This window comes from Enterobacter sp. MALB-1 (genome assembly GCF_041021625.1).
Taxonomy (GTDB): domain Bacteria; phylum Pseudomonadota; class Gammaproteobacteria; order Enterobacterales; family Enterobacteriaceae; genus Enterobacter; species Enterobacter oligotrophicus.
Genome location: NZ_JBDPJL010000001.1, coordinates 4,111,648 through 4,126,536, shown reverse-complemented (window position 1 = coordinate 4,126,536; position 14,889 = coordinate 4,111,648). Strand labels below are relative to the sequence as shown.

The 14,889-nt window shown below is 52.9% G+C and carries 17 protein-coding genes; 12 read left to right on the top strand and 5 right to left on the bottom strand.

The features are described 5' to 3' along the window. Nucleotide 1 precedes the first annotated feature (1 nt). The gene (locus ABGB15_RS19815; RefSeq protein WP_369064266.1) at nt 2-1,378 is read left to right on the top strand and encodes a glycosyltransferase family 2 protein; all 1,377 of its coding nucleotides are present in this window, start codon (nt 2-4) and stop codon (nt 1,376-1,378) included. Nucleotides 1,379-1,413: 35 nt separating this feature from the next. Then, nucleotides 1,414-2,352 carry a hypothetical protein gene (locus ABGB15_RS19810; protein ID WP_215723577.1) on the top strand — a complete coding sequence of 313 codons (939 nt, stop codon included), beginning with the start codon at nt 1,414-1,416 and terminating at the stop codon, nt 2,350-2,352. A 59-nt stretch (nt 2,353-2,411) separates the two neighbouring features. Here the strand turns inward: ABGB15_RS19810 and ABGB15_RS19805 are convergent, their stop codons facing one another. The 5 genes from ABGB15_RS19805 to flgA form a co-directional block, all read right to left on the bottom strand. Continuing rightward, nucleotides 2,412-4,700, bottom strand: a complete 2,289-nt coding sequence (locus tag ABGB15_RS19805) for a glycosyltransferase (RefSeq protein ID WP_215723578.1) — start codon at nt 4,698-4,700, stop codon at nt 2,412-2,414. After that, nucleotides 4,697-5,359: a class I SAM-dependent methyltransferase gene (locus ABGB15_RS19800; RefSeq protein WP_152083076.1), complete on the bottom strand. Its 663-nt coding sequence runs from the start codon at nt 5,357-5,359 to the stop codon at nt 4,697-4,699. Before ABGB15_RS19800 ends, ABGB15_RS19805 begins: the two co-directional genes overlap by 4 nt. Before the next feature lie 18 nt (nt 5,360-5,377). Then, nucleotides 5,378-5,815 (bottom strand): flagellar protein FlgN, encoded by a 438-nt coding sequence (locus ABGB15_RS19795; protein WP_215723579.1) that lies wholly within the window; start codon nt 5,813-5,815, stop codon nt 5,378-5,380. Nucleotides 5,816-5,817: 2 nt separating this feature from the next. Next, nucleotides 5,818-6,090, bottom strand: a complete 273-nt coding sequence (gene flgM, locus ABGB15_RS19790) for a flagellar biosynthesis anti-sigma factor FlgM (RefSeq protein WP_152083078.1) — start codon at nt 6,088-6,090, stop codon at nt 5,818-5,820. A gap of 130 nt (nt 6,091-6,220) precedes the next feature. Next, nucleotides 6,221-7,006, bottom strand: a complete 786-nt coding sequence (gene flgA / locus ABGB15_RS19785) for a flagellar basal body P-ring formation chaperone FlgA (protein WP_215723580.1) — start codon at nt 7,004-7,006, stop codon at nt 6,221-6,223. Nucleotides 7,007-7,093: 87 nt separating this feature from the next. On the opposite strand from flgA, the gene flgB reads away from it, so the two are divergent. The 10 genes from flgB to flgK are packed head-to-tail and all read left to right on the top strand — an operon-like array spanning nt 7,094 to nt 14,888. Further along, a complete protein-coding gene (flgB, locus tag ABGB15_RS19780; protein WP_215723581.1) occupies nt 7,094-7,444 on the top strand; it encodes a flagellar basal body rod protein FlgB in 351 nt (116 codons plus the stop codon). A 19-nt stretch (nt 7,445-7,463) separates the two neighbouring features. After that, nucleotides 7,464-7,889 carry a flagellar basal body rod protein FlgC gene (gene flgC, locus ABGB15_RS19775; protein WP_152083080.1) on the top strand — a complete coding sequence of 142 codons (426 nt, stop codon included), beginning with the start codon at nt 7,464-7,466 and terminating at the stop codon, nt 7,887-7,889. A gap of 3 nt (nt 7,890-7,892) precedes the next feature. Next, the gene (gene flgD / locus ABGB15_RS19770) at nt 7,893-8,585 is read left to right on the top strand and encodes a flagellar hook assembly protein FlgD (RefSeq protein WP_152083081.1); all 693 of its coding nucleotides are present in this window, start codon (nt 7,893-7,895) and stop codon (nt 8,583-8,585) included. A 12-nt stretch (nt 8,586-8,597) separates the two neighbouring features. Beyond that, the gene (gene flgE / locus ABGB15_RS19765; RefSeq protein WP_152083082.1) at nt 8,598-9,785 is read left to right on the top strand and encodes a flagellar hook protein FlgE; all 1,188 of its coding nucleotides are present in this window, start codon (nt 8,598-8,600) and stop codon (nt 9,783-9,785) included. Next, nucleotides 9,785-10,516, top strand: a complete 732-nt coding sequence (locus tag ABGB15_RS19760) for a flagellar basal body rod protein FlgF (RefSeq protein ID WP_215723582.1) — start codon at nt 9,785-9,787, stop codon at nt 10,514-10,516. The genes flgE and ABGB15_RS19760 overlap by 1 nt, the downstream gene beginning before the upstream one ends. 17 nt (nt 10,517-10,533) lie before the next feature. Then, on the top strand, nt 10,534-11,319 hold the full coding sequence (gene flgG / locus ABGB15_RS19755; RefSeq protein WP_152083084.1) for a flagellar basal-body rod protein FlgG: 786 nt from the start codon (nt 10,534-10,536) through the stop codon (nt 11,317-11,319). Nucleotides 11,320-11,343: 24 nt separating this feature from the next. Then, entirely contained in the window at nt 11,344-12,009 is a 666-nt protein-coding gene (gene flgH, locus ABGB15_RS19750) for a flagellar basal body L-ring protein FlgH (RefSeq protein ID WP_152083085.1), read from the top strand. An 11-nt stretch (nt 12,010-12,020) separates the two neighbouring features. Then, on the top strand, nt 12,021-13,112 hold the full coding sequence (locus ABGB15_RS19745; protein ID WP_225903581.1) for a flagellar basal body P-ring protein FlgI: 1,092 nt from the start codon (nt 12,021-12,023) through the stop codon (nt 13,110-13,112). 9 nt (nt 13,113-13,121) lie between these two features. Next, nucleotides 13,122-13,514, top strand: coding sequence for a rod-binding protein (locus ABGB15_RS19740; RefSeq protein ID WP_152083087.1), 393 nt, complete (start codon nt 13,122-13,124; stop codon nt 13,512-13,514). A 3-nt stretch (nt 13,515-13,517) separates the two neighbouring features. Further along, nucleotides 13,518-14,888, top strand: coding sequence for a flagellar hook-associated protein FlgK (gene flgK / locus ABGB15_RS19735; protein ID WP_215723584.1), 1,371 nt, complete (start codon nt 13,518-13,520; stop codon nt 14,886-14,888). Nucleotide 14,889 lies beyond the last annotated feature (1 nt).

Genomic DNA, 14,889 nt, shown 5'->3' with positions numbered 1-14,889 from the left:
GATGACAAAAAACCTGATGCAGGCCCTGCTGAAACGCCAGCAGCAAAAAATAAAACGCGATACACCTTTTGTCAGCGTGGTCTGTCCGACCTGGAACCGCCGCGCTTTTTTGCCCTACCTGCTCTATATCTTCCAGTACCAGGATTACCCTGCAGAAAAGCGCGAGCTCATCATTCTGGATGACTCTGAGCACAGCAATGAAGACCTGATTAACATGATGGTTGATCCGGCGGCGTGTACGGTGCGCTATGTTCACAGCCCGGAGCGGCTTGGTTTGGGCAAAAAGCGCAATCTGCTCAATGAGATGGCGAAAGGCGAATACATCATCTGTTTCGATGATGATGACTACTATCCGCCGAATAAAATCAGCATGCAGGTGGCGGCCATGCAGGATAACAACGCCTTGTTTTCCGGCAGCGATACCATTTATATCTGGTATAGCCACCTCGATAAAATTTACCGCACGCATGCATTTGGTGAGCGCCATGCGCTTAACGGCACCTTTGGCTATCACCGCAATCTCCTGAAAAATCATCGCTATGAAGATACCGCGAGGCTGGCGGAAGAGCAGGCGTTTCTGAACAACTACACTACGCCAGTCCAGCAGATCGATCCGCGTCAGGCGATCCTCTGCATCTCCCACAGCGCTAACACATACGATAAAGATTTCGTCCTCGGCACCTCAACGCCCGTGGACTTAACGCTGGAAGATTTCGTTACTGACCGGAACTTGCTGAGCCACTACCGGCGCTTAAGCCAGGCTCCGCTAAGTGCCTCTGTTGAGTGGCAGGCGTTTGACAAGGTGGCGGTGCTTTACGATCCGCAGCATTCCGATGTGCTTGCAAGCCAGATGCAGGCGCTGGTGGCGCTGGGGCTGAAGGGCGATCAACTGGTGCCGTTTGCCAACAACCCGCTTCACAGCGAGCTTGAAAGGCACTGCCAGGTGCTGGAACAGGCGCAGCGTGAACAGTGGGGCAGCGTGCTTCTCCTTGATACGTCAGTGAAGTTTGTGCGCAAGGAGATGTCCCTGAAAACCGTCAACCAGCTGCTGACACGGTTGCCGCATATCGACTGGCAGGTCGTGTTGCTGGGCGCACGCTACAACCGTATTTCACCTCTCAAGGCGCTTCCCGGCGTGGCACGCGTGCTGGACGGCGGTTGTGGTTGCGCTTATGCCGTGAATGGCGCGTATATCCCGACGCTGCTTGAGCACTACCGGCAGGCACAAAGCCTTGATGACTGCTGGCCAGAACAGATGCAGTCGCACTGCTGGCTTGGCTTCCAGCCGAGCTTCGCTTTTTTACCCGAAGGTAAAGACCCGATGAGCGGCGAGGTTATCGACTGCACACACTGGTTTTTCCGTAAAAATTTTCAATGACAAACGCCGCCATTGCAGCGGCTGGAGCAGCATGTATGGACTTGATTGAACACTACCAGCCTGAATACGTGATCCGGTTTAACGCGCGTAACGCGTCCTGCGATTGCCCCGCCTGCCAGGTGGCGTCAGGCGACTGGCCTAAAACGCGCCTGACCGTTGGCAACCAGCAGCGTGACAGTCTTAACGCGGCCTGTGAAAGCGCGGCGCGTGAAATTCTTCTCAATCCGGAGGCGTTTCTGCTCCATACCGATGAAGCCGAATCAGATAGCGTTCGGGACGATAATGCCTGGGATGAGACACTTAACCAGCAATGTATCAATATCGCCGTTCATCCCGCGTTGACGCTGGAAAGTAGCCTGTATGCGATTGGCGTGTTGCTCAGCAAGGCGCAGCGTTATCTGGAAGAGAACCAGCGTGATCCGCAGCGTCTGGCGGTAATGGGTAATGAACTCGCGCAGCTGGCGCAGAGTGGCATTCTTAATGAGCAACTTTCTCTGCTGCCGCCGATTGAGATCAACCGTGTTGAAGCGCTTGGTGAGATGGGGGCGATGCGTCTTAATGTGAATGTCTCCGGTATGCAGAAGATGATGCTGATGTTTAAGCTCAGTGAGCTGGCCGTGATGCAACCGGCACGTTTACAGGACCGCTTGCGCGAGCTGGAGATGAAGGTGATTCCATTGCTGTCGGAGCAACCCTTTATCGCGCGTAACGTGCTGCTGTACCGGTTGTACAGCGAGCATTTTCCATGCCGCAATGCCAGCAACTATGGTGTGGCGTTGAAGTCTTTAACACGTCAGTTTTTCCAGCTGAAGATGCTGTGCAGCCTGTGGCTTGAAGATAACGAAACGCTAACTGTGGATGATTTTATTGCGCTGTTTAGCGCGTGGTACGACTGGAAGACACAGCAGCCGCAGGAAGATGACGGGAACAACCATGCGGATTACACGCTGCTATGTGGGCTGTCTATAATCTGATCTTATTGATAAGCTGCCAGCACCGTTCAGGGCCGGCAGCTTATCGTCAATGACAAAGGCTATACAGAGAGCCGCTGTACTCCGGCAGGAAGCACAGTATTATTTAGCAGCGCATTCTTCACATCGCTTATGAGATGAGGCGTGTTTTGAACATCCTGGTCGAGTGAAAAGAACCGGCAATGCTTGCCAGGGTACGTATTGCACGCATATTCCCTTAATACAGTGTTTTCTAATGTCCCGGAAATTAACACTGGCAGGCCGGAAAACGGTAACGGTTTATTAGAAACAATAACTACATGGAATTTCCTGTCATCCTGGCTTCCAAGTAATTGCAGGAGTACGGGCAGTTGCTCCAGAGGCAACGAGATGGCATCCAGAACGATAATGGTATTATCAAGCCCTGTCTCCTCCAGCAGCATGGACTTGCGATGAGTAATGAATTCATCAATTTCCTGACGGGTTTTTCCAGGGAACAGTTCTTCTTTTCTGTAACGCTGAATAATTGCGTTAAAAATTAAGTATTCATAAAGCGTATCTACAGGCTTACCTAATCCTGTCAGATTATTTTCATGGAGGCGATAAGCAATATTGCATCGTTCCGTAAACGCAATCTTTGCCACACCTGCCGCTCTCGACCAGAATTCATAATCATGTGCGCGTAAAAACGTCGTATTGTAATTCCCGACTGCTTTATAGAGGGTGCGGCGTACACAACAGCCCGGATTAGAAATAAAATTCCCTTGCGGTAGATAGTTTAACCATTTTTTGGGCGGGTGATTATAGAGTGAGAAATACTGATTGTTTTTTCCCAATATTTCCATTCCACACGATAAGACATCCGCCTGAGGCCAGCGTTGCAAAAGCGTTCGATAATGGCTCAGCGCATTGCTGTGCAACAGATCGTCACTGTCTAACCAAACAATATATTCACCACGAGCGTGCTCTATGCCGTAGTTACGGGTATCTGGTGCGTTGGTATGCTGCTTACGAATAATTTTTAAACGGGGATCGTCAATATGCGCAATGGTTTGCAAACTCCGGTCAGTTGAACCGTCATCAACGACGATAACTTCAAAATGATGATCCCGTTGGTTCAGTGCTGATGCAACGGCCGGGAGAAGGTATTTTTCCCGGTTGTAGCAAGGAATGATGACAGAAAAGAGAAATGATGCCTGTGTATTCGTTTCCCATATCTGCTGATACCGCTCTGGTTCTGCACGTTTTTGTAAAAGTTCTGATGCTTCAATCGCATAACGAGTCGGATCTGGATTGCCGGCTATGATTTTTTTTACCGCATCGTCAGGGTTAATAAAAAGATATTCTGCTGGCAAGTATTCACTAACACCCCCCGGCGCGTGGAAAACAACGGGTTTCAAACCTGCCAGCATGCCTTCGAAGATCCCCATCGGATGGGCTTCGTTGTAACTCACTGACAGTAAAAATGATTTATCTGAATACCATTTCGCCATCTCAGATGAAGCGATTGTGCCACAGATCATGACATTATCATTTAAGCCATAGAGTGAAACCAGTTCTTTAAACGAGTCATAAAGGCACGTGTCTTCAATGCGTCCGGCAATAAATAATTTAAATCGGGGTTCATGTTTAACCAGCATTTGTAATACTGGAAGAAGCATTATGAGGTTTTTCTGAGGGGCAAATCGTGCAACGCAGGCGATATGGTAAGGATGTCGATGAGAAGTGGAGGTTATAACGGGTTGATGTTCCGTGAGATTGGCGATTACGGAAATTTTAAGTTCAGACGGAAGTTTATCACCCATTGATGTTACGAAACGGTTTTTCATCGCCTCACTGACGAAAATAACCTCATCGACTTTTTGCCAGTCCGCCTGCATATATGACTGATTGTACAATTCATAACGATGCATCCGGCAGACTATTTTGCAATATTTCGGCAATTTACTGGCCGGAATAATTGCACCATCTCCCCATTCAAACCACGCGACATCGCAATGGCGAAGCGCATTTAGCAGTGTCTGCTGGTTCAGTCCTTCACTGCTGAGCGTTGTCACGTAATGGCCTTGTTCACGCATAAGACGCATCACAGGCTGCACAAAATGGAAGTTATCCTGTGTCGCGGTAACAAGAATTCTCTGTTTATTTTTTAAAAGCGGTGAGAAATGATAGTGATCCTGCTCCGGCTGCCCGGTGCAAAAATAACTTTCACGGCTGAAGTACAACGCCAGTTCATGGAATCTGTCCGGGTCCGCCCCTTTAAGCATGACCGATGACCCATTTTCTGTGGCACCCTTAAATAAAACCATTAATTGTTCGAGTGGTAAATCGGCGGGTATACTCGTTTGATGAAGGCGGTTTTTTTCGTTCACTGGATTTTCCTGATCGCAAAACTTTGGTTTTCTGTCACATCAGCAGTGATAAAAATAAGCTCCCAGTCAAAGGCAACGCAGAATTGATGGACCGCTTCAATAACACCATAACGATACCATTTAACAAAATTACCCATAGTGTAATCATGGCCGGAGATGATGCCGCCAGGTTTTACTTTTTCGGCGTATGCACACAATTCACGGATTGTGGTCTCATATGAGTGGTCGGTATCAATATATACCCAGTCAAGTGAGCGATCGGCGAACTGGCTGGCTGTTTCGACGGAGAGCCCACGTTTGATTTCTATAACGTTTTCTTCTAACTCTTTCGAGAAGCGAGCCGTTACGCTTTCGAAAAGCCCGTCGTGGTAGCGTTCTGTGTGCCAGGCATCTACCAGGAAAAGTTTTTCCGGGGAGCAGATATTGAGGATCTTTTCACTAAAGTCGCCTTTATCAACGCCAATTTCCGCAACAACGCCATTTTTAGGCAGTAATGATAATAACTCGTCTCTGTCTAATAATAGCTGGCAATGTTCCATGTTATGCCGTTTCAGCTTAACTTTAGGCAGCATATCTTCATAGTGCGCCTTTTGTTTATGCGCGTTTGCCATATACTGGGAAATGATAGTGTTGATGATATTTTCGTTTTCGGATGACATTGTTTATTTCTGTGAAAGTTAAAGCTGCTCATAAAGCCAGTTTTCCGGCTCACTAATATTTAACAGATTTTGCAGGATCTCCTGCTGCATCGACAGCACCGTAATATTATTGTCATTGAGCGATTTACACTCAGCGGCAATCTGTTCAAGTGAATTCCAGAGCGTATTGAGCTGGCTTTGATGCTGAGCAGGAAGGCGGGAGAAAAGCGTGCGCAGGCCGGGTGTGCCGACAGGAATACCCAGCTGGGTGAGTAACTGGTAGCGCTGTTTACTGTTATGCGACAGTTGCTCATACAGGGAGATCAACTGCGGATTCAACTGATCCAGTTTTGCTGCATCGCGTGCGATAAGCCACTGGCGCTGATCGGCAAGCAGGGTTTTCAGCTGGCTGTATGTTTCACGATCTTCAACCATGCCCTGGACCAGCATTTTTACGCACTGTGCGGCGTTACTCATTGTTACCTCTGATAATATTTCTCGATTGCGCTGGTCAGCGAGTCGATATCCACGCTAATTTTCCCGTTCGCAATCGCGTCTTTCATGCTCGCAACGCGCGCCATATCAACTTCCGGCAGAGCGGCCAGCTGGCTTTGCGCATCGCCAAGTACAGGATCGATGGCAGCGGCTCGTGACGTTTTCATCTCATCAGCGCTCGTCGTGCGAGTCGGGGCCGTGGAACTGGCCTGGTTGACTGCGCTGGTCATTGCGTACTGGGTTGATGTCACTTTCATCGCATTACTCCATCTTCGGATTTTTTATTGATCGTTTTCGTCAGGCCTCATCGCGGAAACGGCCTTTCCCGGTGCCTTATACCCGTAAAGCGGCGCATCACAGAGCAAACTTAAACCGGGTGAAATATTTTTACCGGGGGGCGGTGTAGCCGGTTCTGACCACGCCCATATCAACCACCATCGCAGTGACTTCACGCTCGCTGCTTTCGTTTTTGACTTTGATCATCTCCCCTTTGCGTCCTTTTTTACTGGCAATGCCCATGGTGCGCGCTTCGACGCCATCCTGATTGGCCACCATCAGTACGCGCTGTCCCCGTTCCACCATCACCGGTGAATCCAGCTGGCTCATGCTCAGTGGCTGAAGTTCGCGGGTACGGCGCTTCAGGGTTAAGCCGATCACGTCATCCGGGCGAGTGAGATAGCCGCTGCGCAAGTTACTGATATTAAATTTCCGCCGCGTGAGGTCGGAGGCGGCAATTACGTGGCCGCGTTCCAGGGTCTCTTTCGTCATCAGCACCTGCAGGTAAATGTCAGGTTTTACCGTGACCGCGACATCCCAGCCATTGCCTGCGTCGCAGCGCACGTCGAACCGCAGGCGACGCAAATCAAGGTGCTCTCCTCCGGGCATGCTCACGCTCAGCGGTGCGGGGCAGGGGGCGTATTGCGCAATTTCAGAGGGAATAAACAGATTCAGCTTCGCCTGGTAATCCTCCCAGCCGTTACGCAGTGCTTCCTGGCGAATGGTCTCTGCGGCCTGCTGTTGTACGCGAGCATAGACCTGCTTACGGGCGGTGGAATTCTGCGGCTGTGCGCTGGCAGGCAGTGCAAAAAGGCACAGTAGCGCTACCGATACAGCGTGGCGGAAAAAGACCTTCCCTTTTACAGAGGGTGATAGTGAAAAACTTATTAAATTCATGATGTTAAAAACCTGGCACGATAGTTGCTTTAAAGGCTGTAGCAACACGGACTATCGCAGGTGTCCATCATCAGAAAGGAGTGAGTTGTGAGTATTACTTTTGATAAGGCATTGGGCGTTCATCCGCAGGCTGTAGCACTTCGACTTTCCAGGGCGGAACTGCTTTCAGCAAATCTGGCTAACGTCGATACACCCAATTTCCAGGCTAAAGATATTGATTTTGCCGCGGAGATGCAACGTTCACAGCGGGATTTCTTTCCCGACTCAGCGCCGCAGGAGATGTATCGCGTGCCTTACCAACCCTCCTCGGACGGCAATACCGTCGCGCTGGATGTGGAGCAGGCGGAGTTTTCAAAAAATGTGCAGGACTATCAGATGAGCCTGGCGTTTTTGAATATGAAATTCACCGGCCTGAAGAAGGCAATTGAAGGTAAGTGATTGAATCAGGTAACTAAAAATGGCTTTTAGCGATATTTACCGAGTTTCGGGTTCGGCGATGACGGCGCAAACCGTCCGCCTGAATACCATCGCCAGTAACCTCGCCAACGCCGAAACCCCGGCGATGGATGAGGGCAATGTCTATAAAGCGCGCCGCCCGGTCTTTGCTGCGGTTTACCAAAACGACCAGCTCATGAGCGACAACGCGCTGACCGGCGCGCGCGTACAGGTGCTGGATGTTGTCTCTTCGGGTAATGCGGTGCAGCGCTATGAGCCGCATCACCCGATGGCGAATGCAGACGGTTACGTCTGGTATCCGGATGTCAACGTGGTGGAAGAGATGGCCGACATGATGTCCGCGTCCCGTAACTTCGAAACCAACGTCGATGTTCTTAACAATGTAAAAAGCATGCAGCAAAGCCTGCTGCGTCTTGGAGAGGCGTAATTCATGAGCGTGAATGGAGTATCCACTCAATCCGGCACGACCCCTTACGACAGCGGCGTGACGGCGAATGACAACACCGCAGCAGGCATGAATAACCTGTTTATGCAGCTGCTGGTGGCGCAGATCCAGAACCAGGACCCGCTGAACCCGACAGACGGTACGGAGTATGTCAGCCAGCTTGCGCAGCTGACGCAGGTGCAGTCCATGGAAACGATGTCCCAGTTAATGGCGAACAACGCGGTACTGATGGACAACCTCCAGACACTCTCCACGGGCAACCTGGTGGGTCAGAAAGTGATGGTCCAGACCGACACCGTCGAGACCGATGGCAGTACCAATATTGATGGTCGCCTGACGCTGGGTCATGCCGCCAATACCGTTACCGTCATCGTAAAAGATGAGAGTGGCAACGAGACCAAAATCGAGCTGGGCAAGCAGGAAAAGGGCGTGGTGAATTTCAACATTGATCCTGAAGAGCTGGGCCTGAAAGAGGGGAAATACACCCTTTCCGTGGTAACCGATACAGAGGAAACCAAAGTACCGGTTGAAGTGGGCGGCGTGGTGAACAACGTGCGTATTCCGCTTGATGGCAGCCCAACCGTGCTGAATATCACCGGCGTTGGTGAGGTGGCTTACAACAACATCACACAGTTTGGGCAGTCGCAAGACAAAAACCCAAAGGGATTAATGAGTTAATCAGGAACAATTATGAGCTTTGATATTGCTATTTCTGGCTTAAATGCCATTAACCAACAGCTGGGTGCGATTTCCAACAACATTGCGAACTCCGGTACTGTCGGCTTTAAATCGGGTCGTGCGGAGTTTGCGTCCCTGTATGCCGAAGGCCAGCCGTTGGGTGTGGGCGTGACCAATATCGCGCAGAGTATCTCTAAAAACGGAAGCATTTTTTCCTCTGCCAGTAGCCTTGACCTGGCGATCAACGGCGATGGCTTTTTCGTGATGCGCGACAGCTCGGGCACCACCGCTTATACCCGTGCCGGTTACATGCAGACGGACAGCCTCGGCAACCTGATCAACAACCAGGGCATGTATCTTCAGGGTTATCCGGTCGATGCCAATGGCGTGATCCAGACCGGTACTGTCGGTAACCTGACCATCAGCAGCGGCTCGCTGCCAGCGAAGGCCACCAGCACGCTCGATTTCACGGCTAACCTCAATGCCAACGAAAAGCTGCCAACCACCACCACGTTCGACCCGACCGACGAAACGTCCTATAACCACACGTATGCCACGCAGGTGTATGACTCTCTGGGGCGTGAACATACCCTGAAGCAATATTTCGTTAAAACCAGCGATAACGAATGGGAAGTGCATTACTACATGGATGACCAGGATATGGGCACCACGCAGAAAATGACCTTTACCGAGCAGGGCGTGCTGGAGACCCCAAACGGCACGGTCAATATTCAGGCCGATATTCCGGGTGCAGAAAGTATCGAACTGGCGCTGAGCTACAACGGCACCACGCAGTTCGGTTCTGACTTCTCCGTCAGTAAAAACAACGGCAACGGCTACGCGTCCGGCGAGCGTACCGGGCAGATGATCGATAAAGACGGCAGCGTCTATGCCACCTTCTCTAACGGTGAGCGTCTGCTGCAGGGGCAGGTGCTCCTGGCGACCTTTGCCAACCCGAACGGCCTGTCGTCACAAAACGGCACCACCTGGACACAAACCGCCAGCTCAGGCGCGCCATTGACCGGTACACCGGGCACCGGCCTGCTGGGTGCGCTGACTTCCAACACGCTGGAAGGCTCTAACGTTGACCTGACGGCGGAACTGGTCGGGCTCATGACCGCGCAGCGTAATTACCAGGCGAACACCAAAGTGATCAGCACCAACGACAGCATGATGACGGCGCTGTTCCAGGCGGTGTAATGGACCATTTAATTTATACCGCCGTGAGCGGCGCGTCCCGGAGCCTGTCGCAACAGCAGATCCATGCCAACAACCTGGCGAACGTGAACACGCAAGGGTTCCGTCACGATCTCGACAGTGCCATGTCGCAGCAAATCCAGGGGGAGGGTTACGCCTCCCGTTACCTGGTGCAGCAGCAGCAGGGCGGCGTCGACCTGACGCCAGGCGCAACGCGTGATACCGGGCGCAATCTGGATGTCGCTATCAAAGGCAGCGGGCTGATCGCGCTGGTGAGCGGTAACCGGGAGGTTTATACCCGCAACGGCCAAATTGAAGTGGGGCCGGAAGGCGATCTCACCATCGATGGCTTGCCTGTCTCCGGCGATAACGGCCCGATTGTACTGCCGCCGTTTTCCGCCATCAGCATTGCGGACGACGGTGTGATCTCTATCGTGCCGGATGATGGCAATGTCGCGACGCAGATGGACGTTGACCGCATCAAGCTGGTGGATATTCCCGCCTCCCAGCTGAGCAAAAACGCCGCCGGATTTATGGTCACCCGTGCTGACGTCAACCCACGGACGGAAGAGGTCGAGCTGGTTTCCGGCCATCTTGAAAGCTCCAACGTCTCGGCCATCAACGAAATGGTGTCGAGCATCGCGCTTAACCGCCAGTTTGAAGCGCAGATCAAAATGATGAAGGCCGCGGAAGACCTGGCCACGGCAGGCAACCGTCTGTTGCGTAATACCTGATTGAGTAAGGAATAACGATGAATCCCGCTTTATGGATCAGTAAAACCGGACTTGCCGCGCAAGACGCGAAGATGAGCGCCATCTCTAACAACCTGGCGAACGTCAACACCACCGGTTTCAAGCGCGATCGCGTGATGTTTGCCGATCTGTTTTATCAGAATCAGCGCACGCCGGGCGGTCAGCTTGATCAGAACAACACCTCGCCAACCGGCATCCAGTTTGGTACTGGCGTAAAAATTGTCGGCACCCAGAAAGAGTTCTCGACCGGCAATATTCAGAACACCGGGCAGAAGCTGGACGTGGCGATCACCGGCCAGGGCTTTTTCCAGGTAGAAACCAGCGATGGCGATATTGCCTATACCCGCGCGGGTAACTTCCAGAAGAACCCGGATGGCCTGCTGACCAACGCCCAGGGGCTGCCACTGGTGCCGCAAATTGAGCTGCCGGATAACGTGAAAGATATCCAGATTGGCAAAGACGGCACCGTCACGGCGACGGTTGCGGGCGAAACGGAACCGGTTGAGCTGGGGCAGATCACCCTGGTGAACTTTGTGAATCCGGCTGGGCTTGAAGCCATCGGCGGCAACCTGTATCGCGAAACGGCCGCAAGCGGTGAAGCGGTTGAGGGTGTCGCGGGGGAAGAGGCTTTCGGTCAGCTTGAGCAGGGGTCGCTTGAAGGCTCCAACGTTCAGGTGGTGGAAGAGATGGTCGATATGATTACCGTCCAGCGTGCCTACGAGATGAACGCCAAAATGGTCTCTGCCGCGGACGACATGATGAAGTTTGTCACGCAGTCGATGTAATGCGTGAAGTGAAGTGAACGAAAAATGAAAAAGCAGTGTGTTCTCGGCTTTTTTGTACTTCTGCTGGCCGGGTGTGAAAGCCCGGCGCTGCTGGTACATAAAGACGACGCGGCCTATGCGCCGCCGGAAGATTTTTCCATGCCGTCTGCCCAGGTGCAGGGCGGTGGTCTGTATAACGCCAACTACAACTGGTCTTTAACGCAGGATCGCCGTGCCTATCGTGTGGGCGACATCCTGACCGTGAAGCTCGATGAGTCAACCCAGGCAAGCAAACAGGCGCGGACCAATTTCGGTAAGAAAAACGATGTGTCCATCGGCGTGCCGGAGGCCTTTGGCCATTCTGTTGACAAGCTCTCAGGCTCGATCGACGGCAACCGTAACTTTAACGGTAATGCCACCTCACAGCAGCAAAATAGCCTGCGCGGTGCCATCACCGTTGCGGTCTATAAGGTGTTGCCTAACGGCGTGCTGGCGGTGCGTGGCGAGAAATGGCTCACCCTTAATCAGGGCGATGAATATATGCGCGTGACGGGGCTGGTGCGTGCCGAGGACATTGAGCGTGACAACTCGGTTTCATCGCAGCGTATTGCTAACGCACGTATCTCCTATGCGGGACGCGGCGCGCTGAGCGATGCCAATTCCGCAGGCTGGTTAACCCGCTTCTTTAACCATCCACTGTTCCCTATTTAATGGAGTCTGCCATGCGTAAGGCAATGCTATTTCTGATGCTGTTGTGGACGACAGGCGCGCTGGCGGAACGTCTGGGTAACGTTGTGGACATCCAGGGCGTGCGTGGTAACCAGCTGGTAGGTTACAGCCTCGTTGTGGGGCTGGACGGCACCGGCGATAAAAACCAGGTGAAATTCACCAGCCAGTCGGTGACCAATATGCTGCGCCAGTTTGGTGTGCAGTTGCCGACGAAAATCGATCCCAAAGTGAAAAACGTGGCCGCCGTGGCGATCAGCGCCACGCTGCCGCCGGGTTACGCCCGTGGTCAGGCCATTGACGTGACGGTTTCGTCTATCGGTGACGCGAAAAGTTTGCGTGGCGGGACACTGCTACTGACGCAGTTGCGCGGCGCAGACGGTGAAGTCTACGCCCTGGCACAGGGAAACGTGGTGGTCGGCGGCGTGAAAGCGGAAGGTAACAGCGGCTCCAGCGTGACGATCAACACCCCAACCGTAGGGCGCGTGCCAAACGGGGGATCGGTGGAACGTGAGATTCCGTCTGATTTTCAGCAAAACAACCAGGTGATTTTGAACCTGAAACGTCCGAGCTTTAAAACCGCTAACAGCGTCGCGGTTGCGCTCAACACTGCGTTTGGTTCGGGCACGGCTACGGCACAAAGTGCGACCAACGTGGTGGTTAATGCTCCGCTTTCTGCGGGCGAACGCGTGGCGTTTATGTCGATGCTGGAAGATGTGCAGATCAATGCCGGTAAACAGCCGCCGCGCGTTGTGTTCAATGCCCGTACCGGTACGGTGGTGATTGGCAATGGCGTGGTTGTTCGCGCCGCAGCCGTCTCGCACGGGAACCTGACGGTTACCATTCGTGAATCTTCCAGCGTCAGCCAGCCGGGAGCATTTAGCCAGGGGCAGACGGTTGTCACGCCGGAGAGTGACGTGAATGTCGATCGCGGTCGTGGGCAAATGGTCACCCTTGCTGCCGGAACCAGCCTGCGCAGTATTGTGAACACGCTGAATAGCCTCGGCGCATCGCCGGATGACACCATGGCAATCCTGCAGGCTCTGCATGAAGCCGGTGCGCTGGATGCCGAGCTGGTGGTGATTTAAGGAGTGGTTATGTTAAATGCGATCGCCCCTCGTTCCCCCCTGCTGCCCGGCGACATGACCGGGCAGGTCAAACCACAAAACCTTGAGCAGGCGGCTGAACAGTTTGAAGCCATGTTCCTGCGCTCCATGATGAAAGAGATGCGTAAAGCGTCGCAGGCGCTGGTGGACGACAACCCGTTCGACAGTAAGCAGCAGCGCATGATGCAGGAGTTTTACGACGACAAGCTGACCTCTCAGCTGGCATCGCAACGCAGCACCGGTATTGCGCAGATGATCATTGCGCAACTGGGGCCGCAGGCGCAGGCACCGCTTAAGAATTCGCAGAGTATGGCCGCTTTACAAGAGCATCCTCAGCAATTAACCCCCCCGGTCATACCCGTTATGCGTCGTGGGCAGGAGTAATCAATGAACATGATCAACATTGCCTGGAGTGGCTTGCAGGCGGCGCAGTTTGGGATGAGCGTGACCTCCATGAACATCTCCAACGTTCTGACGCCAGGCTACAGCCGCCAGGGCATTATTCAAAGCTCCGTGGTGACGATGGGCCAGGGTGGAATGTCCGCCGGGGCCGGTGTGCAGGTAGACAGTATCCGCCGTGTTTCGGATCAGTATCTGACCAGCCAGGTGTGGCAGAGCAACAGCAAAGAGAAATATTACACCATCAACAACCAGTACCTCAGCTCGCTGGAAAAAGTGATCGGCACCGATTCCACCAGCCTGGGAACCGGTCTGGATGATTTTTTCGCGGCGCTGAGCGCGCTGACAAAAGAGCCAGAAAGTGAGGCGAACCGTCAGCAATTGTTGAACCAGGCGGGCTCTCTGGCGACGCGCTTCAACAGCATGAACGACTTTATCAACAGCCAGAAAACGTCGGTCTCCAACCAGCGTGACACCATGGTCGGGCAGATCAACAGCCTGACGGACGGTATCGCTGATTACAATAAAAAAATCATGGAGATGGAATCAACCGGGGGCAACAGTAACGTACTGCGCGATCAGCGTGACGAGCTGGTAAAACAGCTCAGTACCTACGCTGACGTTAAAGTGACGGAAGACAGCACCGGCAGCTATTCCGTGTCGATGAAAAACGGTCAGCCGCTGGTGAGCGGGAAAGTGGCCGGGGAGTTGAGCTGTAGCCTGGATGGTAGCGGTAATCCTGTATTGAGCCTGAGTTTTTCGAACACCACCTTTTCACTCAACCCTTCAACGGGCGGCCAGCTCGGTGCGCTGTACGACTATGAAACCGGCGATCTGGCACAGATGCAGGCTTCCGTGCAGGGGATGGCGGAAGCGGTTGCCACCATGTTCAACGATCAGCTCGCGCAAGGTTTTGATAAGAATGGCAATCCTGGTAAGCCGCTGTTTACCTTCGATCTGACTAACCCTGCCGGAATTTTACAGGTGAACGACCTTAAGCCTGACGAACTGGCTCTGTCTGGCTCTCCCGATGAGCAGGGTAACGGCGACAACCTTCAGGCGCTGATTGATCTGAAAAATAAAAAGGTTGATATCGGCGGGATGGGCAATATGAGCCTGAATGAAGGGGCGGCGGCGATCATCTCGAACGTGGGCATCGCCAGCAAAAAATCCCAGAGCGAACTGGATGCGGCGAAAGGGGTTCTCGACCAGGCCCAGCTCCAGCGCAACAACCTCAGCGCGGTCAACCAGGATGAAGAGGCGATTAACCTGCAGGTGTATATGCAGGCGTACCAGTCCAACGTCAAGGTGATTGCCACCGGTAACCAGATTTTCAATGACCTGTTAGGCCTGTTTTAAC